The organism is Burkholderia sp. BCC0405 (assembly GCF_902833075.1).
Classification (GTDB): Bacteria; Pseudomonadota; Gammaproteobacteria; order Burkholderiales; family Burkholderiaceae; genus Burkholderia.
In genome coordinates, this window is sequence record NZ_CADFEO010000009.1 from 118,274 (window position 1) to 139,813 (window position 21,540).

Sequence of the window (21,540 nt, forward strand, 5' to 3'; positions counted from 1 at the left end):
CATCGCGCCGAAGCGCCGCCGTCACTCGCTGCCGAGATAGAAGAAGCGGAACAGGAACACGGCCGCGATGATCCACACGATCGGCTTGACCGAGCGGGCCTGGCCCGTCAGCAGCTTGAGGCCGCCGTAAGCAATGAAGCCGAACGCGACACCGTTCGCGATCGAGTACGTGAACGGCATCAGCAGCGCGGTCAGCGCGGCCGGCACGGCTTCCGTCGCATCGTCCCACGGCACCTCGACCATCTCGCGCAGCATCAGGCACGACACGTACAGCAGCGCCGGTGCCGTTGCATAGGCCGGTACGACGCCGGCGAGCGGCGCGATGAACAGGCACGCGAGGAACAGCACCGCGACGGTGATCGCCGTCACGCCCGTGCGGCCGCCGGCCTGCACGCCCGATGCGCTTTCGATATACGCGGTGGTCGACGACGTGCCGAGCACCGAGCCCGCGACGATCGCCGTGCTGTCGGCGAGCAGCGCCTTGTTCAGGCGGTTCATCTTGCCTTCGACGAGCAGGCCCGCGCGGTTCGCGACACCCATCAGCGTGCCCGTCGCGTCGAACAGCTCGACGAGGAAGAACACGAGGATCACGTTGATGATGCCGGTCGACAGGGCGGCGCGGATGTCGAGCTTGAACAGCGTCGCGTCGATCGACGGCGGCGCCGAGAACACGCCGTGGAACTGGTTGTCGCCGAAGAAGAACGACAGGATCGTGACGCCGATGATGCCGATCAGGATTGCGCCGCGCACGCGCAGGTGGTCGAGCGTGACGATCGTGAAGAAGCCGATGATCGCGAGGATCGTGTCGTGCTTGTGCAGGTCGCCCAGCGTGACGAGCGTGGCCGGGTTGCCGACGATCACGCCCGAGGTCTTCAGCGAGATGATGCCGAGGAACAGGCCGATGCCCGCGGTAATCGAGATCCGCAGCGATTTCGGAATGCCGTTGACGATCGCCTCGCGCACGCGGAACAGCGTGACGAGCAGGAACAGGCAGCCGGAGATGAACACCGCGCCGAGCGCGGCCTGCCACGTGAAGCCCATCCCCTTGACGACCGTATACGCGAAATACGCGTTCAGGCCCATACCGGGCGCACACGCGATCGGGTAGTTCGCGTACAGCCCCATGATGAGCGACGCCAGCGCCGCGACGAGGCAGGTCGCGACGAACACGGATTCCTTCGGCATGCCGGCATCGCCGAGGATCGCGGGGTTGACGAAGATGATGTAGGCCATCGTCAGGAACGTGGTGACGCCCGCGAGTATTTCGGTGCGGAAGTCGGTGCCGGCTTCAGCGAAGCCGAAATACCGCTTGATGGATTCCATGAAGGCGTTTCTCCGGTCGGGTTGTCGTGTTGCTTGTTGTGCCGAATTGTTGTAAAGGCAATGCGCGGCGGGCTTACTGTAACCAGCCACTATTGCCCGGCTATCGGCGGATTGTAATAGCGCGGATAGCTCGGACGATATAGTTGGAGGGCACGATCGAAAGATCGATCGGCTGCCTGCGCGCGAACGGTCAGGCAGCCCGGCCGCGCGACGAAGGCGCGCATTTTACCGGTTCGGGCGGAACGAGCCGGAAGAAATGGCTGAAGCGGGAGGGGGATGCGCGAACGACGCCGGCCGATGCGCGCGCAACGGCATGCACGACGACACGCGCGGCGTATCGCGCGGGAGGGGGCGGGTGCGGGATGACATCCGGTTGAAACGGAGAGCCTGCCTAATGCACGCACGCACGCACGCGGGGCGGGGCGGGCGGCGCGTGCGCGGGAACGCACGTGCTCGGCCGGTACGAATGCCCGGCCGCGGCGTGCGGCGGCCATTCGTCAGTCCAGGCGGTTGCAGATATCGGGCTATCCTGCGCCGAAGCCGTCCCGCCCGCAACTGTCATTTCGTGATGCGGGGGCGACTGTGGTTTCTGTGTAAAAGATTGCAAGACCCCATCGCATAAACCGGCAAGTCTTTCTAGGATAGATACACCGCACATGCACACGCCGGTCGGTAATTGCCGACGCGGGGGAGTCGCAGTCCGTGCAGGCCGGGCGGTGAGGTGCGGTCAAGGCCGTTGCGTGTTCGGGCAGGCACGGCCGCTTGCGATTGCCCGATGCGGGTTCGTCCGTAATCACGGAGGTCAGCATGTTGAACTGGATCAGCCGGTGGGCGATGCGACACGCCCCGACGCCGGAAAAAACCGCTGCGTCGATGCTCGTGACGGCGCGCATGGAATTGTTCGCTGCCGAACAGCGCGTCATCGATGCGAAATTACAAGCGGATTACTGGCGTACACGGGTGTCATTCCTCGAGGAGGTGCAGAAGCAGGGCATCGATCCGTGGGTGACCTCGCAGGCAGCGCAACGTCCCGACTTCGATTCCACTCCCCGAGGCACGGGCCCGCGTCTCGCCGCCAGCACCTGATGCACCTGCTGCATCCCGTCGCTGCGCACGGCGCGCGATCGCGCGCGGCACGCACCGGCGTGCCGCGTCATTCGATGCGCACCTGCGGCGCGTTACGCCGCGGGTGCGTCCGTTTCCGGTCGCGGCCGTTCCGCGCCTCGCGTGCCTGACGGCGCGTCACTCATCCGCTCGTTCTCCCTGCCCCGAAGAGCAAACGTTGCACTTGCGCGAGCGTGCGCCTGAAGCGCTCGCCGCGACGCACGTATGCCGTCGTGAGCGTCGCTTCCGCCGACCGGCCGGCATCGGTGCCGAGCCAGATGCGCTCGCCGCGTGCGATGCGCAGCACGTCGCCGGGCTGCACCCAATAGTCGTCGACGCACGGCGGGCGCGTGACCCACAGCGCCGCGCCATGCGCGCGGAGCTCCGCGTCCTGCGGCGCGCGCCACGTCAGCGTCGTACGTGGCGCGACCGCGAAACGGATCACGACAGTCGGTAACGCGATCGCGCCGGCGCGGCGCCGATCGGGACGGTCAAACAGCGGGCTTGCCTGGTCCATCGTTTTCTCCATTCAGTGAGCCGGACGGATGACGCGCACCAGAACAAAAAGGCCTCATCCGTTTCCGGTGAGGCCTGGTGTGACATGCGGTACTGCTCGATTGCTAACGCACACGCGCCTCCCGTGAACCATTCTTTCGAATGTTCATCGAGAAGTGAATCGCGACGGCGATGAGCGTATACGTAGGCATGCGAACGAGTTTGTCTGGGTGGAACGACGTTGTCAACGATAATTTTCGAGATAGTAGAGCGCGATGCATCGACGTGCGCGCCGCGCATCGCGTGACGCTGCTGCATCTCCGTAGCGAGTGCGCAGCAGCGCTTTCGTCATGCAAGACTTCGACATCGCTGGCGCAGCAAGCTGCGCATTCGCGCGAGCGCATGCGCCAGCCACGCGCCGCGTCGCATTGCGTACGCGGTCGTGATCGATGCTTCGGCCGGACGGTCGTCGTCGGTGCTCATCCAGATGCGATCGCCGCGCCGCACGCGCAGCACGTCGCCGGTTCGGATCCAGTAATCGTCGACGCTGCCGAGCCGCGTGACCCACAGCGTCGCGTCGTGCACGCGGATCTCGGCATCGCTTTGCGCGCACCATGTCAGCGTCTTGCGCGGCGCGACCGTGAATTGCATCACGACCCGCGGCAGTGCGATCGCATCGGTGCGGCACCGATCGGGGCAGACAACCAGCCGGCTTGCTTGGTCCATCGTCATCTCCATCCGTTGAGCCGGGCGGGATGACGCGTACCCAAACAAAAAGGCCTCATCCGTTTCCGGCGAGGCCTTGTGACATGCACAACTGAATCTCGATGCTAACGCACAAGCGCCTCCGGTGATCGCCGCGGGTGGGCGTTCACTCGGTTTTTATGCGCGATGGCGGCGGGCTTGAGCGTAGGCATGCGAACGAGTGTGTCGTGGCAGCGCAGCAATGTCAACGGAAATTTCGAGATACGTGGCGGTCACGCGTCGCGTTGCGCGAGCCCGTTCACGAGCAGCTCGGACAGCAGGCCCGTCATCCCTTCCGGGTGCGTGGCCGCGCGGGCCTTGAGCTGTTCGACGAGTTCGGCGTTGAGCTTGCAGGCGAACGGCACGAGGCCCTGTTCCTGGTCGAGCTTGCGCTGCGCGCGGCGGTCGAGCTTGACCGCTTCTTCGGCACCCTTGCCGAAACGCGCGGTGTTCGACTGCTTCATCGCGTGCGTCAGCTTGAGCGCCTTGTTCTTTTCGAGATCGGTTTTCTTCATGGCCATCGCGGCACCTCCGGGAAATGAAGCCGCGATTGTACGCATTTCGGCGGGCGCCGCCCGCCGAACCGGCAGGAAACCCGTTCAGGCGCCCTTCGTCGCGCCCCAGTTGCCGCCGTGCGCGGCCGCCTGCGCGGCCGGCGAGCGGGCGAGGTAGGCGAGCGCCTGTTCGGTCGAGCCTTCGTGGTGCGGCGTATAGCTCGGCTTGAAATAGCGCAGCGCCGCGCCGATCACCTTCCAGAACGACGGCAGGTGCCCGCGCCGGGAGCCGTGCCGCCACGCGAGCACGAAACCCGGGTAGCGGCCGGCGGCCGGATCGCGCCGGTACATGAACTTCGCGCCCGTCGTGATGTAGTAGAGCAGCAGCAGGATCACGAACGCCATGTGCACGCAGCGCTCCGGATAGGTGCCGCCCATGTGCCGGTAGATGTCGAACGCGACCGTGCGGTGCTCGACTTCCTCCGCACCGTGCCAGCGCAGCAAGTCGACCATCGTCGGGTCGGCCTTTCCTTCGTCGAGCCCGTGCGCGTTGAGCACCCAGTTGCCGAGATAGCCGAAGAAATGCTCGAGCGACGCGATCACCGCGAGCTGCTGGCGCAGCCAGAAACGCGTGTGGCCGATCTTCAGCCCGAGCGGCTGTTCGCCGAGCACGCGCGTGAAGAGGCGGTTGAGCTTCTGCGTGAACGGCTTCGTGTCGATCCCGTGCCGGTCGTAGTAGTGCTTGAGCACGCCGCCGTGCGAACGCGAATGCACGGCTTCCTGCCGCAGGAAGCCTTCGGCCTCGTCACGCAGGCGCGCATCGGTGATCAGCGGCAATGCCTTGTTGTACACGCGGCAGAACCACAGCTCGCCTTCCGGGAACAGCAGGTTCAGCGTGTTGATGATGTGCGTGCTGCCCGGGTCGTTCGGCACCCAGGTGATCGGCGTGTCGCTGAAGTCGAACTTCACGTGCCGGGCCTTGATCTGGTGATAGTCGGCGGTATCGGTCATCTGTGTCTCCCTGTGCGGCGTCGTGCGCCGTCAATGCGATGCCATGCTGACGCGGGCGATCATCCGGCCGAGCCACGGCATGAAGCGGCCGACGAAGCGCATCGCGTGCGCCTCGCCGCCGACCGCGACGACGGGACGGTTGCGCAGCACGCCGTCGACCATTGCCTGCGCAACGGTTTCGGGTTTCAGGCCGCGCATCTGGTACAGCTTCGTCGCGCGCTTGCGCAGTCGCGCTTCGTCCTGGGCATTGGCGCCCGCGTATTGCGTCGACGCCATGATGCCGGTCTCCGCGAAGCCGGGGCACACGGCCGTCACGCCGATGCCTTGCGCCGCCAGTTCCGCGCGCATGCATTCGCTGAGCATCAGCACCGCGGCTTTCGTCGTCGCATATGCGGGCAGGTCGCGCGACGGACCGAACGCGGCGGCCGATGCGGTGTTGACGATGTGGCCGCCGGCGCCGCGCGCGGCCATCTGCCGCGCGAACAGACGCGAGCCGTGGATCACGCCCCACAGGTTCACGTGCAGGATGCGTTCCCAGTGGCGCGTGCTCGTGTCGAGGATGCCGCCGGCCATGCCGATGCCCGCGTTGTTGATCACGACGTCCGCGCCGCCGAGTTCGCTGCCGACCCACGTCGCCAGCGCTTCCATTTCGTCGGCGGACCCGACATCGACGCGCTTCGCGTGCGCTTGCGCGCCGGTCAACCCGATCAGCAGCGCGGTGCGTTCGGCGCTCGCGAGATCGACGTCGCACGCAACGATCGTCGCACCTTCGCGGGCGAACGCGAGCGCCGCGCAGCGGCCGATGCCGCTGCCCGCGCCCGTCACCACCGCGACCTTGCCGCTGAAGCGGCCGCTCGTTGCGCGGCGGCGTGCCTTCGCGAGCGCGGGCGGTTCGTTGCCCGATTCGACCGCGTCGATCAGTTGCCCGGCGAGATCCGCGAAGCGTGCCGGATCGGCGAGCGGCAGCCAGTGGCCGGCCGCGATCTCGCGGCGGTAGTACTGCGGCACCCAGCGCGACAGGTTCTCGGACAGCGCGGGGCTCACGTATTTGTCGCCGAGCGGCACGATCGTCTGCACCGGCGCATGCGCGTAGCGTTCGCGCGGCGTGAACAGGCAGCGGATGAAGTTCGCGCGATAGAGGCGTACGCCGCGCGCGCCGTCGTCGGCCTGCGTCGGGCGCGGCGCGGCAGGTGTTTTCTCGAGCCGGCGCAGCAGGCGCGGCCACGCGCGGCCGAGCCACAGCCGCCAGCCGAGCTCGGGGATGAACGGCAGGTGGAATAGATACACGTACCACGAGCGCACGAGCTGGCCGCCGAGCTTGGCGAGCGATGCCGGTGTCGGGCGCAGCACGCGTTCGCGCAGCCAGAAGCCGACGTGATCGAGGCACGGCCCCGAGCACGACGTGTACGACGCGATCCGGCCGGCCAGGCGCGAATCGGTGACGAACTCCCAGCCCTGGATCGAGCCCCAGTCGTGCGCGATCAGGTGCACGGCGCGGCCGGGGCAGAGCGCGTCGATCACCGCGACGAAGTCGTCGGTCAGCTTCGCGAGGTGGTAGTCGGCCGTCCGCGTCGGCACGCCGGACAGGCCCGCACCGCGCACGTCGTACGCGATCACGTAGTGCTTGCGCGCGAGCAGCGGCGCGACGTGCTGCCAGACGCTGCTGTCGTCGGGGTAGCCGTGCACGAGCACGACCGGCGAGCGGGCCGGGTCGCCCCAGGTCCTGACCGCGAGCGTCAGGTCGCCGGAGGCGACCGCCGTTTCGCCATGGACCGATTCGAACAGGGCCAGCGGCGCTTCGTCGGAAAGAGGCTGCATCGTGAGTCCGTCGTTCAGGGATTCGGGAGGAAGGGCGCGTTCGCGCCGGGCGTCAGGCGGCGGCCGGCACGGTCGCGACGGCCTGCGTACGCTCGGCCTGGCGGCGCTGCCGGCGGCGCACGTGCGGCAGGTCTTCGTCGAGCCAGTAAGCGTCGTCGTCGGTGATCACGAGCAGCTCCTCGAATTTCGCGCCGACGCCGGCGAAGCCGAGGTGCGGCTCGACCGCCCACAGGCCCGGCACGGGCGCATGCTCGGAGCGGCGGTCGATCGACCACAGCGGCGACCAGCCTTGCTGTTTCGCCGCACGGCCCTGGTCGAGCAGCAGGTTGCGCGTCGCGTTCAGCCCGAAGCGCGCGACGAAGCGCGGCTTCGACAGCTTGTGGATCTTCGCGACGCGATGCGCGAGCACCTTGAACGGATAGGCCTTGTGGCGCGGCTCGACACCCTGGCGGCGGCACAGCGCATCGACCTCCTGCGCGACCTCGGCCATCGACCGGCGCTCCTTCACGAGCCGCACGATCATGTCGCGGTGGTCCATCAGGTCGTCCTGCAACTGTTCGAGGATCGGGTTGCGGCCAAGGCAGTGCGCGTAGCCGACGTCGGCGACGATGCCGTCGAGCACCGGCGCGACGTCGAGGATCACCGGCATGTCGGTCTCGAGTTGCCGGTTGCTCGGGAAAAACGCGAGATTGAAGCCGCCCATGTGCCTGAGGCCCGAGAAGCCCTCGAATGCGGTGCGGTCGCCGAACCACGCGAACGGCTTGTGCAGCCAGTCGTGCACGCCGTTGTCCTGCAGCCATTCGGTCAGCAGGCGCGCGGCTTCCTTTTCGGTGATGCCGGGGTAGAGCATCGCGCCGACCGTTTCGACGCAGCGGTACGCAAGCTGCTGGACCGCGCGGAATTGCGGCAGCTCGTCGAGGTGGACTTCCGGCAGCGGATGGTCGGCCATGATGCGTCTCCGTGTGGGGCGCTGATCCGGAATGCACCGCCGGCGTCAGTCGCCGCGCGTCATTTCAGTCAGCATTTAATGTGCCATTGATCAATGTAATAATCATAGACGGTTCCGGGACGGGCGCCAGCCCCCGGGGGTGAGGATTTGTCCTAATGGAAGGGGGAAATGGAGGGGAGGCTCTAGATGGGGGTGATCGTGGCTAGCTTGGTGCGCACAAGCGATGTGCTGATGACGTTTGTTGATAGTTTTGGCGAACCGCCAAAAAGCGGTCAGAACGGCCCGAATCCGTGCTGCCGCGCTGTTTCCTGAGTCCCATCGCCAATACGCGCGTGGCGGGCGAGTCGCAATTGTCCGCGTTGTGGACGGTCCGTCTCTACGATGCATCCGTCGAGGGCGTGACGCTGGACGATATTCAGAGTGATGCGCGCAATGGGGTCAAGGACGCGCGCAAAGCACTTGAACTGCTCAACGACAACCGATTCAAGAAATAGGATCCAGTATGACTCACCCGATTTTTGGTTTGCTGACGAAGCTGGACGGCGCCCGTGTGGCTTACGCACTGAGTCGCCATCGACCCGACTCCATTCTCGTTTCCGTAACAGTCGTGGGGCAGCGGATCGAGATCGACGTGTTCGATGACGGACACATGGAGATTTCCCGATTCTTGGGTAACGAGGACATCGAAGGCGGTGCCGAACTGATTGACGCCATCCTGGCGTCAGCGACTTAAGGGGGCGGATCGACGTATGCAAGGCGCCGGGCATTCACCCCTCCCGCTTCCACCCAATCGATCCAGCAACGCCCCCAACAGATCGATCGGCAGCGGAAACACGATCGTCGAATTCTTGTCCGCCGCGATCGTCGTCAGCGTCTGCAGGTAGCGCAACTGCATCGCCTGCGGCTGCTGCGCGAGCCGTTGTGCGGCCTGCAGCAGCTTCTCGGACGCCTGCAGTTCGCCTTCCGGATGAGCGGCAGGGATCGGCGTGGGTGTGTGTGCGGTCGACAGCGGGGCGGCGGGCCGCTGAATCCGGGGATGGGCTGGAAAGGAAGGAGGCTCGGCAATAAAAAAGGACGCTTGCGCGTCCTTTTGCCGTCTGGAGTGTTGCGCTTCGTCGAGAGGCGTCTCCAGCGTTTTCATCGTCGATGCTAGCGAAGTATGGACGGGATGTCAAAAAATGAATCGTGCCGGAAGCGGTGTGGTGCCATGCGTTCCGCTGCGACCGTGTCTGCGTTCACCGCCATGCCGGCGTGGCATGCCAATCGCTCGTAAAGCCAAGATGTCTGGACGGCTCCACGTGATCGCAACCCGTCAACGCGGCTCGCAGCGCTTCTCGCCATTCACCTCCGTAGCCGAGTGGATCGAGCAGCGCCTTCATCATCGTCGCGCGCGCATAGAACGTTTCCGGCCGGGTCATTTCCGGGGCATATCGGACGAGGGTCTTTGCGGCCGGCTTCGCGGGAGGCGATACCGTCAGCTTCATTTCCCAAAGCCGCGCGTGATGCGCACAGGCATTGCGCAGGTCGGTGAGCGATTGCAGCCAACTCGTGAGCACCGTATCCGGGATGCCAGGCCATATGTGACGCCCGGCGATCTTGCGGTCGCGCATCGAGAGCGCGCTGAAGATCCGGGACAGCGCGCCCAGGCTCAATCGCTCGCATACGAGCCAGATCGGCGGCAAGTCCGGCTTGGCGTAGGTGCGATAGTAGTGCGTCAGCGCCGATCCTTTCCGGGTTTCGCATTCCCTGGCGATCTGATCCAGTATGCGCGCATACTGGCGCAGGTCGACGAACCGGTCCCTTTCGATATACCAGTGGCTGCCGTAGTCGATGGCGAGGGGATTGCTGAGCGCGGCGCGCAAGGCAACCTCGATGCGCTCGACCGCGTCCAGCGTGATCGAACGGAGGCGTCGATCGAATGCATAGAGTTCGGCGATGTCGGAGAAGCGGGTTCTGGGCCAGAACTGTTTGGTCATGGGGTTCTGAAACCGGCGCATGTAAACCAGCAACCGGAAATGGCCGATTGACCGGAGCATGCGCAAATTCGCCGGACGATCGTCGATACGCAGGCCGCGTTGCCATAGTCGATGCAGTGTTTCCTCGGCGCTGAGGGCCACCTTTCCGTAGGCTCGGGTCGGCGCCGCCGATGCAGTCTTCCTTGCTTGAGTCTTGCCCATCGTTGATCCGTACTACGATGCATGCGGATCTCGTTGTATACGTCAACTTCTCGTGGGCCGCCATCGTCCATACCATTCGGCCGATGTGGCGGTTCAGGGATGCTCCGGTTCTCGCATCCCTTCATCCGCACGATCCGGTGCATATCCGGTTCACCCCTCCCGCTTCCCCCCCAACCGATCCAGCAACGCCCCCAGCAGATCGATCGGCAGCGGAAACACGATCGTCGAGTTCTTGTCCGCGGCGATCGTCGTCAGCGTCTGCAGGTAGCGCAGCTGCATCGCCTGGGGTTCCTGCGCGAGCCGCTGCGCGGCCTGCAGCAGTTTCTCCGATGCCTGCAGTTCGCCTTCCGCATGAATCACCTTCGCGCGCCGTTCGCGCTCGGCCTCGGCCTGCCGCGCGATCGCGCGCACCATCGTCTCGTTCAGGTCGACGTGCTTGATCTCGACCGTCGACACCTTGATCCCCCATGCATCGGTCTGCGCGTCGAGCGTCTTCTGGATGTCGGCGTTCAGTTGCTCGCGCTCGGCGAGCAGCGCGTCGAGTTCGTGCTTGCCGAGCACCGAACGCAGCGTCGTCTGCGAGAGCTGGCTGGTCGCGTCGAAGAAGCGCGCGACCTGGATCACCGCCTTCTCCGGATCGACCACGCGGAAATACACGACCGCATTCACCTTCACCGACACGTTGTCGCGCGTGATCACGTCTTGCGGCGGCACGTCGAACACGACGGTGCGCAAGTCCATCCGCACGGCCTGCTGGACGATCGGGATGATCAGCACGAGCCCCGGCCCCTTCACCTTCCAGAAGCGGCCGAGCATGAACACGACGCCGCGCTCGTACTCGCGGAAGATGCGGATCGACGACGCGACCAGCACGACGAAGAAGACGATCAGGACACTGCTGAAGCCGAACGTATAACCGATCATGACGGGACTCCCTGGTGTTGTTCTTGCGTCGGCACGTCGTACAGCGGGGCGACGGTGAGCAGCAGCCCCTGGCGCCCGGTGACCCGCACGCGGCAACCGGCGGCGAGCGGCACGCTGCTCGCGACGCGCCAGCGCTCGCCGTGCACGCGCGCCCAGCCCGCGGCCGACGGTGCGGGCCCGGCCGCGCCGCGCGGCTGGTCGGCCAGCAGGCCGTCGTCGAGCACTTCGCCGATGCTGCCGACCATCGCCTCGGCGCCCGTTACGACCGGGCGGCGGCGCGCGCGCAGCGCGACGCTCGACACGCCCGCGACGAGCAGCCCGCCGCCGAGCGCGAGGCTCGCGATCACGGGCCACGGAATCCCGTAGCCGGGCACGTCGGTATCGATCAGCATCAGCGCACCGATCGTGAACGACACGATTCCGCCGAACCCGAGCACGCCGAAGGTCGGCAGGAACGCCTCGGCGACCAGGCAGCCGAGACCGAGCAGCACGAGGCCGAGGCCCGCATAGCTGATCGGCAGCAACTGCATCGCGAACAGCCCGACCAGCAGGCAGATCGTGCCGACGACGCCCGGCAGCACGAAGCCGGGGTTCGCGAACTCGAAGAAGAGGCCGTAGATGCCGATCGTCAGCAGGATCAGCGCGACGTTCGGGTCGGCGATGATCGCCAGGAAGCGGCTGCGCCAGTCGGGCTCGACCACGACGAGCGGCGAATGCGCGGTTGCGAGCCGCACCGTGCCGGCGGTGGTCGTCGCGCTATGGCCGTCGAGCTGGCGAGCGAGGTCGGCCGGGTCCTGTGCGATCAGGTCGATCACATGCTGCGCACGCGCCTCGTTCGCCGACAGGCTCACTGCCTCGCGCACCGCGCGCTCGGCCCATTCGGCATTGCGCCCGCGCAACTGCGCGAGGCCGCGGATATAGGCGGAGGCGTCCTGCGTCGCCTTGCGGATCTCGGTCGATTGGGTATCGGTCGGCAGCGCGGCCTGCGTAGCGGCCGCATCGGACGCTCCCGATGCCCCCGGGGTGCCGGCCGGCGCCCGCGGTGCCGCAGGGTTCCCGCCAGGCGGCGTGGCGCCGCCGCCGATGCCGAACTGCACGGGCGACGCCGCGCCGAGATTGGTGCCGGGCGCCATTGCCGCGAAGTGGCTGGCATAGACGATGTAGGTGCCCGCGCTTGCGGCCCGCGCGCCGCCCGGCGCGACGAACGCGGCGACCGGCACGGGCGAGCCCAGGATGGCCTTGATGATCTGCCGCATCGACGTGTCGAGGCCGCCGGGCGTGTCGAGTTGCAGGATCGCGAGCGGGGAATGCTGGCGAGCCGCGCGGTCGAGCGAGCGCACGATGAAATCGGCGCTGGCGGGCCCGATCGCGCCGTTGATGGGGATCACGATCACCGGGCGGGCGGCGGGCGCTTCGGCGGGCGGCGGCGCGGCGACCGCGGCACACACGACGAGTAGCGCCGCGAACAGCGCGGCGCGCGCGACCCGCGCGGACAGCGGGTGACGTGGGTGGCCGCCGGGCGTGGCAGGCGCCGGCGACGGCCCGTGACGGTGAAAGTGCATCGCGGCGTCCGGGCGGCGCGCGGCCGCGTGCCGCCCGGCTGGCGGAAAGGGCGTGAGCCCGACACTTAAAGAGTAGGCGGTTTCGGCACAAAGCGCGAAACGACGGCCGGCCGCCTTCAGCTCGCGCCGCCGCCCCGCGCGAGCACTTCGTCGCGATAGTCGGCCGGGCTGCGCCCGCTCCATTTGCGGAACGCGCGGTAGAACGCGCTCGGCTCCGCGAAACCGGTCGCGGCCGCGACGTCGGCGATCGTGCGCGCGGGGTCGGCCAGCGCCTCGAACGCGAGATCGCGCCGCAGCGTGTCCTTGATCGACTGGTATGCGTGGCCTTCCTGGTGCAGCTTGCGGCGCAGCGTGGCCTCGGCCACGTGCAGCCGCGCGGCCATCCCGCCGGCGCCCGGCCAGGCAGCCGGCGGCATCCCGCGCAGCACCGCGCGCACGCGCTGCGCGAGCGCGTTCGGGTTGCGGTACTTGACGATGAAGCTCGCCGGCGCGTTGCGCAGGAACGTCTTCAGCGTCTTCGCGTTCTGCACGACCGGCAGCGTCGCGAATTCGGGATCGAAATCGACATACGAATCGGGCTCGTTGAAACGCATGTCGTCACAGAACATCGACGGGTATTCGTGGTCGGCGGGCGGTGTGTCGCAGCGAAAGCTCGCGTGCAGCAGCGGGATGCGCCGCCCGATCAGCCAGCAGGTGAGCCCGTAGACGATGATGAAATAGGTCGCGTACGTGAACATCGCGGGCGTCGCGCCGTTGTTGCGGTGCACGAAGCGCAGCCGCACGCGCTGCGGGTTCGCGTCGAGCTCCGCGTGCAGGTCGTCGAGCACGCAGTGCATGAAATTCACCGCACGCGCCATCGCATGCAGGCCGTCGCGCGCGGACAGCGCCGCCTGGCTCATCGCGATGAAGCTGCCGCTGCGCATCGGGTGGCGATCCTGCCCGAAAAACTCGTCGTCGAGCGCGCGCGCGATCGCGTTCCACAGCGCGCCGTATTGCTGCGCGGACACGCGTGCGCGCGGCTGCTCGAGCAGCGCGGGTGCGATGCCGGCTTGCGCGAGCAGCGGCTCGGCCGCGACGCCGCGCCGGGTCGCGAGCGCGACGCTGTAAGCGACGAGGCTGATCGCGACGGTTCCCTTGTCTTCCTGCTTCATCCGTGCCGCCGGTATGGCAAAAACGCTCAGTGTAAATGAGCGACGCGAGCATCGAACAGTCGCGCCTGCTTGCCTACACTTGTTGCATCGAAACGCAAGGACGGTCGCGCCCGGCGGCCGCGGGAGACAGCAGCACCATGGACGAGCTTTACACCGAAGACCAGCGGATGATCCGCGACGCCGCGCGCGCGTTTGCCACCGAGATGCTGGCGCCGAACGCGGCGCAATGGGACCACGATGCGCACCTGCCCGACGCGATCGTCGCGCAGCTCGGCGAACTCGGCCTGCTCGGGATGATCGTGCCGCAGGAGCTGGGCGGCTCGTATACGGATTACGTGGCCTATGCGCTGGCGATGGAAGAGGTCGCCGCGGGCGACGCCGCGTGCGCGACGATGATGAGCGTGCACAACTCGGTCGGCTGCGGGCCGATCCTCGGCTTCGGCACGCCGGCGCAGAAGGATCGCTGGCTGGCCGAGATGGCGTCCGGCCGCGTGATCGGCGCGTTCTGCCTGACCGAGCCGCAGGCCGGCTCCGAGGCGAACAACCTGCGCACGCGTGCGGAACTGCGCGACGGCAAATGGGTGCTGAACGGCGCGAAGCAGTTCGTGACCAACGGCCAGCGCGCCGGCGTCGCGATCGTTTTTGCCATGACCGACCCGGAAGCCGGCAAGCGCGGCATTTCCGCGTTCCTGGTGCCGACCGACACGCCGGGCTTCATCGTCGGCAAACCCGAGAAGAAGATGGGCATCCGCGCGTCGGATACGTGCCCGATCACGTTCGAGAACTGCGCGATTCCGGAAGAAAACCTGCTGGGCAATCGCGGCGAAGGGCTGAAGATCGCGCTGTCGAATCTCGAAGGCGGCCGCATCGGCATCGCCGCGCAGGCGCTCGGCATCGCGCGTGCCGCGTTCGACAAGGCGCGCCGCTATGCGGGCGAGCGCGTGCAGTTCGGCAAGCCGATCGCCGAGCACCAGGCGATCCAGCAGAAGCTCGCCGACATGGCCGTGCAGATCAACGCCGCGCGCCTGCTCGTGCATCACGCGGCGAAGCTGCGCACGGCCGGGCTGCCGTGCCTGTCGGAAGCATCGCAGGCGAAGCTGTTCGCGTCCGAGATGGCCGAGCGCGTGTGCTCGGACGCGATCCAGATCCACGGCGGCTACGGCTACCTGGTCGATTACGAAGTCGAGCGTCACTATCGCGACGCGCGCATCACGCAGATTTACGAAGGCACCAGCGAAGTGCAGCGGATGGTGATCGCGCGGCAGCTTTGAGCCGCGGCGATTGCGTCGACAGAAGCATCACGAAGGGCGCGAGGGCAGCACGGCGAACGCGGCACGCAACGACGTGACCGTGCGCCGCGTAAAAGGGAATCGGGCATGTAATGCAGCGCATGCGCGGGTTGACCGCGAGGCATGGAGACTTGCCGCGGCATGGAGGCGGCGTAAGTGCCGAAGCGCTTATGCGAACCGACCGCACAAGGCACGGGACGAGAGTAAGCGCTAAAGCGCTAACTCTCGTCGACCGCGCAAGGCATGGGGTCCACGTAAGCGCTAAAGCGCTAACGTGGACCGACAGGAGACGACACGATGACGGTACAGGCATTCCTGGACGCACGCGACTTTCTGCTGCGCCATCGCACCGACTACGACACCGCGTATCGCGAGTTCGAGTGGCCGGTGCTCGACGCGTTCAACTGGGCGCTCGACTACTTCGACCCGATGGCGCGCGGCAACGACCAGCCCGCGCTGTGGATCGTCGACGCCGCGACCGGCACGGGCGATCCGTATTCGTTCGCGCAGATGTCCGAGCGTTCGTCGCGGATCGCGAACTGGCTGCGCTCGATCGGCGTCGTGCGCGGCGACCGGATCCTGCTGATGCTGCCGAACCGCGTCGAGCTGTGGGACGCGATGCTCGCCGCGATGAAGCTCGGCGCGATCGTGCTGCCTGCCACCACGCAACTGTCGCCCGACGACGTGCGCGACCGCGTGCGGATCGGCGGCGCGAAATACGCGATCGTCGACGAGAACGAAACCGCGAAATTCGAACAGGCTGATCTCGGCCTCGCGCAGAGGATCGTCGCCGGCGCGCCGCGCGCAGGCTGGCTCGCGATGAACGACGGCTACGCGGCGAGCGCCGCATTCAGCCCCGACGCCGTCACGCAGTCGAACGACGCGATGCTGCTGTACTTCACGTCGGGCACGACGTCGAAACCGAAGCTCGTCGAGCATACGCACCGCACCTATCCGGTCGGCCATCTGTCGACGATGTACTGGGTCGGCCTGCAGCCGGGCGATATCCACTGGAACATCAGCTCGCCGGGCTGGGCGAAGCACGCGTGGAGCTGCTTCTTCGCGCCGTGGAACGCGCCGGCGTGCGTGTTCGCGTTCAACTACGCGCGCTTCGAACCGAAGGTGGTGCTCGATGCGCTCGTCAAGTACCAGGTGACGACACTGTGCGCGCCGCCGACGGTGTGGCGCATGCTCGTGCAGCAGCCGCTCGCGTCGTTCGACGTGAAGCTGCGCGAGATCGTCGGCGCGGGCGAGCCGCTGAATCCCGAGATCATCGAGCGTGTGAAGAAGGCGTGGGGTATCACGATTCGCGACGGCTACGGCCAGACCGAGACGACCTGCCTGATCGGCAACTCGCCGGGCCAGCCGGTCGTCGCGGGCTCGATGGGCCGGCCGCTGCCCGGCTACCGGATCGAACTGCTCGACCCGGACGGCGCGCCCGTGACCGAAGGCGAGGTCGCGCTGCCGATCGGCGCCGACGTGACGCGCCCGGTGGGGCTGATGACAGGCTATGCGAACAATCCGGACGCGACGGCCTACGCGATGCGCGACGGCCACTACCGCACGTCGGACATCGCGATGCGCCGCGACGACGGTTACTACGTCTATATCGGCCGCGCGGACGACGTGTTCAAGTCGTCCGACTACCGGCTGAGCCCGTTCGAACTCGAGAGCGTGCTGATCGAGCATCCGGCGATCGCCGAGGCGGCCGTCGTGCCGAGCCCCGACCCCGTCCGGCTGTCGGTGCCGAAGACCTTCGTCACGCTGCGGCAGGGCTACGAGGAGAGCCCGGAACTCGCGCTGGAAATCTTCCGCTTCTCGCGCGAGAAGCTCGCGCCGTACAAGCGCATTCGCCGCCTGCAGTTCGCGGAGCTGCCGAAGACGATCTCGGGGAAGATCCGCCGCGTCGAGCTGCGTCGCCGCGAGATCGAGCGCGGCGACGACGCAAGCGAACGGATGCCCGGCGAATACTGGGAAGAGGATTTCGCCGCCGAACTGAAGTGACGTGAGCGCGGGCCGCGCACGCCGCAATTCGCGGCGGCCGCCCGCAGCCGAATTGAACCGGCCGCGCGGCGATATCGCGCTTCGCGGCCCTCTGCAAGGAGATGGGATCGATGAACGCGAATTCGAAAGACGTGCCGACGGTCAAGCTGCTGATCGACGGCGCCTTCGTCGAGTCCGCCACGAACGAGTGGCGTGACATCGTCAACCCGGCGACGCAGCAGGTGCTCGCGCGCGTGCCGTTCGCGACCGTCGCGGAAGTCGACGCGGCCGTGCAGGCCGCGCACGCCGCGTACGCGACCTGGAAGAACACGCCGATCGCCGCGCGCATGCGCATCATGCTGAAGTTCCAGGATCTCGTGCGCACGAACCAGCAGCGCATCGCGAAGACGCTGACGGCCGAGCAGGGCAAGACGATTCCCGATGCCGAAGGCGACATCTTCCGCGGCCTCGAAGTGGTCGAGCACGCGTGCTCGATCGGTTCGCTGCAGCTCGGCGAATTCGCGGAGAACGTCGCGGGTGGTGTGGATACCTACACGCTGCGCCAGCCGCTCGGCGTGTGCGCGGGCATCACGCCGTTCAACTTCCCCGCGATGATTCCGCTGTGGATGTTCCCGATGGCGATCGTGTGCGGCAACACGTTCGTGCTGAAGCCGTCGGAACAGGATCCGCTGTCGACGATGGAGCTCGTCGAGCTCGCGATCGAGGCCGGCGTACCGAAAGGGGTGCTGAACGTCGTGCACGGCGGCAAGGAAGTCGTCGATGCGATCTGCACGCATCCGCTCGTGAAGGCGATCTCGTTCGTCGGCTCGACTGCCGTCGGCACGCACGTGTACAACCTCGGCAGCGCGCACGGCAAGCGCGTGCAGTCGATGATGGGCGCGAAGAACCACGCAGTCGTGCTGCCCGATGCGAACCGCGAGCAGGCGATCAACGCGCTCGTCGGCGCGGGCTTCGGCGCGGCCGGCCAGCGCTGCATGGCGACCTCGGTCGCGGTGCTCGTCGGCAACGCGCGCGACTGGCTGCCGGACATCGTCGCGAAGGCGAAGGCGCTGAAGGTCAACGCGGGCGCGGAAGCGGGCACGGACGTCGGCCCCGTCGTATCGAAGGCGGCGAAGGAGCGCATCCTGTCGCTGATCGACGCAGGCGTGAAGGAAGGCGCGAAGCTCGAACTCGACGGCCGCGACGTGAAGGTGCCCGGCTACGAGCAGGGCAACTTCGTCGGCCCGACGATCTTCTCGGGCGTGAAGACGAACATGTCGGTCTACACGCATGAAATCTTCGGGCCGGTGCTCGTCGTGATGGAAGCCGACACGCTCGACGACGCGATCGCGCTCGTCAACGCGAACCCGTTCGGCAACGGCGTGGGGCTGTTCACGCAGAGCGGCGCGGCCGCGCGCAAGTTCCAGAGCGAGATCGACATCGGCCAGGTCGGCATCAACATCCCGATTCCGGTGCCCGTGCCGTTCTTCAGCTTCACGGGTTCGCGCGGCTCGAAGCTCGGCGATCTCGGTCCGTACGGCAAGCAGGTCGTGCAGTTCTACACGCAGACCAAGACGGTCACCGCGCGCTGGTTCGACGACGACACGACGGCCGCCCCGGTGAATACGACGATCCGGCTGCACTGAGCGGCGGAGGACACGAACATGAAAATCGGTTTTATTGGCCTCGGCCACATGGGCGCGCCGATGGCGCTGAACCTGCTGAAAGCGGGCCACGAAGTGCACGCGTTCGACCTGAGCGCCGACGCATTGCGCGCGCTGCAGGACGCCGGCGCACAGGTGGCCGCGTCGCCGCGCGATGCGGCATCGGGTGCGACGTTCGTCATCACGATGCTGCCGGCCGCGCCGCACGTGCGCTCGGTGCTGTCCGGCGAGAACGGCGTGCTCGCCGGCCTCGGCGCGGGCGCGACCGTGATCGATTCGAGCACGATCGACCCGGCGAGCGCGCAGGCGTTCGGCGCGCTCGTGCGCGAGCACGGCGGCGCGTTCGTCGATGCGCCCGTGTCGGGCGGCACGGGCGGCGCGGCGGCCGGCACGCTGACCTTCATGGTCGGCGGCAGCGATGCGGATTTCGAGCGCGTGAAGCCGGTGCTCGCGGGCATGGGCAAGAACATCGTCCACTGCGGCGCGACGGGGATGGGGCAGGTCGCGAAGGTCTGCAACAACCTCGTGCTCGGCATCTCGATGGCGGCCGTGTCGGAGGCGATGTCGCTCGGCGTCGCGCTCGGCATCGACCCGAAGGTGCTGGCCGGCATCGTCAACACGTCGACGGGCCGCTGCTGGAGTTCCGATACGTACAACCCGTATCCGGGCGTGATCGATACCGCGCCGTCGTCGCGCGGCTACTCGGGCGGCTTCGGCACCGACCTGATGCTGAAGGATCTCGGCCTCGCGAACGACGCGGCGAAGCAGGCCCGCCAGCCGGTCTATCTCGGCGCGCTCGCGCAGCAGCTGTACCAGACGATGAGCAGCCGCGGCGACGGCCAGCTGGATTTCTCGGCGGTGATCCGCCTGTACCAACCGGCAACGAAGAAGGACGCGTGATGATCGAACTGGACTACGTCGACGATGGCGCGATCGCGTGCGCGACGCTCAAGCGTCCGCCCGCGAACGCCTTTACCGCCGACGGGCTTCGGCAACTGCAGGACACCGTCGCCGAACTGAATGCGAGCCCGCGCGTGCGCGCGCTGGTGATCACCGGTGACGGCCCGAAGTTCTTCAGCGCGGGCGCCGACCTGAACACGTTCGCCGAAGGCGACCGCGCGGTTGCGCGCGCGATGGCGTCGCGCTTCGGCGCGGCGTTCGAGGCGCTGCACGACGCGCGCGTCGTGACGATCGCGGCGATCAACGGCTATGCGATGGGCGGCGGGCTCGAATGCGCGCTCGCGTGCGACCTGCGGATCGCGGAGACGCATGCGCAGATGGCGCTGCCCGAGCCGTCGGTCGGCCTGCTGCCGTGCGGCCTTGGCACGCAGACGCTGCCCTGGCTGGTCGGCGAAGGCTGGGCGAAGAAGATCATCCTGACCGGCGCGCGTGTCGACGCGGCCACGGCGCTGCGGATCGGCCTCGTCGAGGACGTCGTGGAGTCGGGCGCGTCGCGCGATGCGGCGCTGGCGCTCGCGCGCAACGTCGTGCGGCAGAGCCCGCACGCGGTCGCGTACAGCAAGGAGCTGATCGGCCTCGCGCGCCGCGGCGTGCCGCGCGGCGCGGCGCTCGCGGTCGAGCGGGAGCGCTTCGTCGACCTGTTCGATACGAACGATCCGCGCGAGGGCGTGGCCGCGTTTCTCGGCAAGCGCGCGCCGCAGTGGCGTACCGACGGAGAGTCGCAACGATGAGCACGCCGGTGACGAATCACGACGCGTTCGCGGAGCGCGCATCCGAGGTGCAGTTCCGCGTGGTGAATCGCGTGGCGCTGATCACGCTGAACCGGCCGGCCGCGCTCAACGCGCTGTCGTACGCGATGATCGGCGAGCTGGCCGCACTCCTCGAGCGCTGCCGCGACGACGACCAGATCGTCGCGGTCGTGCTGCGCGGTGCCGGCGAGAAGGGCTTCTGCGCGGGGGGCGACGTGCGCGCGCTGTACAGGATGGTCGCGCAGCGCGAAACCTGGCTGCCGTTCTTCGTCGACGAATATCGTCTCGACTACGCGATTCATACGTTCCCGAAGCCGGTGGTCGCGCTGATGGACGGCGTGACGATGGGCGGCGGCATGGGCCTCGCGCAGGGCGCGGCGCTGCGCGTCGCGACCGAGCGCAGCAAGATCGCGATGCCGGAGACGCGCATCGGCCTCGTGCCCGACGTCGGCGCGACGCATTTCCTGTCGCGCATGCCGGTCGAACTCGAGCTGTACGTCGGGCTGACCGGCGCGATGCTGTCGGGCGCCGACGCGCTGACCGCGAAGCTCGCCGATCTGTGCGTGCCGTCCGCATGGCTCGACACGTTCGAGACGCGCATCGAAAGCGTCAAGTGGGAAGGCGATGTGCTGCCGTTGCTGCGCAAGGTGTTCGAGCCGCCGTGCAACGTCGTGCCGCACGCGGCGCTCGACAGCCAGATGCCGTGGATCGTGCGTCACTTCGACAAGCGTTCGACCGTCGAGCGGATCGTCGCGACGCTGACGCAGGATCTTGCGCGCGAGGAGCTGTCGCGCGAGCACCGCCAATGGCTGCAGGCGACGCTCGAAGCGCTCACCGGCCACTCGCCGACGATGCTGTCCGTGACACGCGAGGCGCTGCTGCGCGGACGCCAGATGACGCTGGCCGAATCGTTCCGGATGGAGCTCGGCATCGTCGCGCGCGCGATCGAGGAAGGCGACTTCTGCGAAGGCGTGCGCGCGCATCTCGTCGACAAGGATCGCAAGCCGCGCTGGGCGCCCGCGTCGCTCGTGGAACTGCGCGCCGAACGCGTGCGGCATTTCCTGACGTCGCCGTGGAAGCTGTTCGCGCATCCGCTGGCCGATCTCGGCGCTGCGTGACGGCCCGACGCGCCGCGCGGCGCGT

At 67.4% G+C, this 21,540-nt stretch carries 20 protein-coding genes and 1 pseudogene; 9 read left to right on the plus strand and 12 right to left on the minus strand.

Features of this window, described 5'->3' with window-relative positions; translation table 11 throughout:
- Positions 1-21: 21 nt before the first annotated feature.
- Positions 22-1,323 carry an NCS2 family permease gene (locus HWX36_RS16950; protein ID WP_175953199.1) on the minus strand — a complete coding sequence of 434 codons (1,302 nt, stop codon included), beginning with the start codon at positions 1,321-1,323 and terminating at the stop codon, positions 22-24.
- 807 nt (positions 1,324-2,130) lie between these two features.
- Here HWX36_RS16950 and HWX36_RS16955 point away from each other — a divergent pair.
- On the plus strand, positions 2,131-2,409 hold the full coding sequence (locus tag HWX36_RS16955; protein WP_175953200.1) for a hypothetical protein: 279 nt from the start codon (positions 2,131-2,133) through the stop codon (positions 2,407-2,409).
- Between the two features lie 160 nt (positions 2,410-2,569).
- Here the strand turns inward: HWX36_RS16955 and HWX36_RS16960 are convergent, their stop codons facing one another.
- The 6 genes from HWX36_RS16960 to HWX36_RS16985 form a co-directional block, all read right to left on the minus strand.
- Positions 2,570-2,944 carry a DUF2917 domain-containing protein gene (locus HWX36_RS16960; protein WP_175953201.1) on the minus strand — a complete coding sequence of 125 codons (375 nt, stop codon included), beginning with the start codon at positions 2,942-2,944 and terminating at the stop codon, positions 2,570-2,572.
- 326 nt (positions 2,945-3,270) lie between these two features.
- Positions 3,271-3,648 carry a DUF2917 domain-containing protein gene (locus tag HWX36_RS16965; RefSeq protein WP_175953202.1) on the minus strand — a complete coding sequence of 126 codons (378 nt, stop codon included), beginning with the start codon at positions 3,646-3,648 and terminating at the stop codon, positions 3,271-3,273.
- Positions 3,649-3,899: 251 nt separating this feature from the next.
- Positions 3,900-4,187 carry a hypothetical protein gene (locus HWX36_RS16970; RefSeq protein WP_175953203.1) on the minus strand — a complete coding sequence of 96 codons (288 nt, stop codon included), beginning with the start codon at positions 4,185-4,187 and terminating at the stop codon, positions 3,900-3,902.
- 78 nt (positions 4,188-4,265) lie between these two features.
- Complete coding sequence (locus HWX36_RS16975; RefSeq protein ID WP_175953204.1) at positions 4,266-5,171, minus strand: metal-dependent hydrolase; 906 nt, start codon at positions 5,169-5,171, stop codon at positions 4,266-4,268.
- A gap of 30 nt (positions 5,172-5,201) precedes the next feature.
- Positions 5,202-6,989, minus strand: a complete 1,788-nt coding sequence (locus HWX36_RS16980) for an SDR family oxidoreductase (protein ID WP_175953205.1) — start codon at positions 6,987-6,989, stop codon at positions 5,202-5,204.
- A 52-nt stretch (positions 6,990-7,041) separates the two neighbouring features.
- A complete protein-coding gene (locus tag HWX36_RS16985) occupies positions 7,042-7,938 on the minus strand; it encodes a M24 family metallopeptidase (RefSeq protein ID WP_175953206.1) in 897 nt (298 codons plus the stop codon).
- Positions 7,939-8,228: 290 nt separating this feature from the next.
- Between HWX36_RS16985 and HWX36_RS16990 the strand changes: the two genes are divergently transcribed.
- Together HWX36_RS16990 and HWX36_RS16995 are read left to right on the plus strand one after the other, a co-directional pair.
- On the plus strand, positions 8,229-8,432 hold the full coding sequence (locus HWX36_RS16990) for a hypothetical protein (protein ID WP_175953207.1): 204 nt from the start codon (positions 8,229-8,231) through the stop codon (positions 8,430-8,432).
- An 8-nt stretch (positions 8,433-8,440) separates the two neighbouring features.
- A complete protein-coding gene (locus HWX36_RS16995) occupies positions 8,441-8,671 on the plus strand; it encodes a hypothetical protein (protein ID WP_175953106.1) in 231 nt (76 codons plus the stop codon).
- Here HWX36_RS16995 and HWX36_RS17000 read toward each other — a convergent pair.
- The 5 genes and pseudogenes from HWX36_RS17000 to HWX36_RS17020 all read right to left on the minus strand — a co-directional run.
- Positions 8,660-8,902, minus strand: a pseudogene (locus HWX36_RS17000) (hypothetical protein); the annotation flags it as partial. The gene HWX36_RS16995 and the pseudogene HWX36_RS17000 sit on opposite strands and share 12 nt — an antisense overlap.
- Before the next feature lie 271 nt (positions 8,903-9,173).
- Entirely contained in the window at positions 9,174-10,115 is a 942-nt protein-coding gene (locus HWX36_RS17005) for an Abi family protein (protein ID WP_175953208.1), read from the minus strand.
- Between the two features lie 150 nt (positions 10,116-10,265).
- Positions 10,266-11,039, minus strand: a complete 774-nt coding sequence (locus HWX36_RS17010; protein WP_175953209.1) for a slipin family protein — start codon at positions 11,037-11,039, stop codon at positions 10,266-10,268.
- A complete protein-coding gene (locus HWX36_RS17015; RefSeq protein ID WP_175953210.1) occupies positions 11,036-12,601 on the minus strand; it encodes a nodulation protein NfeD in 1,566 nt (521 codons plus the stop codon). The genes HWX36_RS17010 and HWX36_RS17015 overlap by 4 nt, the downstream gene beginning before the upstream one ends.
- Before the next feature lie 116 nt (positions 12,602-12,717).
- Positions 12,718-13,752, minus strand: coding sequence for an AraC family transcriptional regulator (locus tag HWX36_RS17020; RefSeq protein ID WP_175953211.1), 1,035 nt, complete (start codon positions 13,750-13,752; stop codon positions 12,718-12,720).
- A gap of 137 nt (positions 13,753-13,889) precedes the next feature.
- Between HWX36_RS17020 and HWX36_RS17025 the strand changes: the two genes are divergently transcribed.
- The 6 genes from HWX36_RS17025 (at position 13,890) to HWX36_RS17050 (ending at position 21,515) form a co-directional block, all read left to right on the plus strand.
- The gene (locus tag HWX36_RS17025) at positions 13,890-15,023 is read left to right on the plus strand and encodes an acyl-CoA dehydrogenase family protein (protein ID WP_175953212.1); all 1,134 of its coding nucleotides are present in this window, start codon (positions 13,890-13,892) and stop codon (positions 15,021-15,023) included.
- 315 nt (positions 15,024-15,338) lie between these two features.
- Complete coding sequence (locus tag HWX36_RS17030; protein WP_175953213.1) at positions 15,339-17,045, plus strand: AMP-binding protein; 1,707 nt, start codon at positions 15,339-15,341, stop codon at positions 17,043-17,045.
- Positions 17,046-17,146: 101 nt separating this feature from the next.
- Complete coding sequence (locus HWX36_RS17035) at positions 17,147-18,670, plus strand: CoA-acylating methylmalonate-semialdehyde dehydrogenase (RefSeq protein ID WP_175953214.1); 1,524 nt, start codon at positions 17,147-17,149, stop codon at positions 18,668-18,670.
- An 18-nt stretch (positions 18,671-18,688) separates the two neighbouring features.
- A complete protein-coding gene (gene mmsB, locus HWX36_RS17040) occupies positions 18,689-19,588 on the plus strand; it encodes a 3-hydroxyisobutyrate dehydrogenase (RefSeq protein ID WP_011354325.1) in 900 nt (299 codons plus the stop codon).
- Entirely contained in the window at positions 19,588-20,379 is a 792-nt protein-coding gene (locus tag HWX36_RS17045) for an enoyl-CoA hydratase (protein WP_175953215.1), read from the plus strand. Before mmsB ends, HWX36_RS17045 begins: the two co-directional genes overlap by 1 nt.
- Positions 20,376-21,515 carry an enoyl-CoA hydratase/isomerase family protein gene (locus HWX36_RS17050; protein WP_175953216.1) on the plus strand — a complete coding sequence of 380 codons (1,140 nt, stop codon included), beginning with the start codon at positions 20,376-20,378 and terminating at the stop codon, positions 21,513-21,515. The genes HWX36_RS17045 and HWX36_RS17050 overlap by 4 nt, the downstream gene beginning before the upstream one ends.
- Positions 21,516-21,540 lie beyond the last annotated feature (25 nt).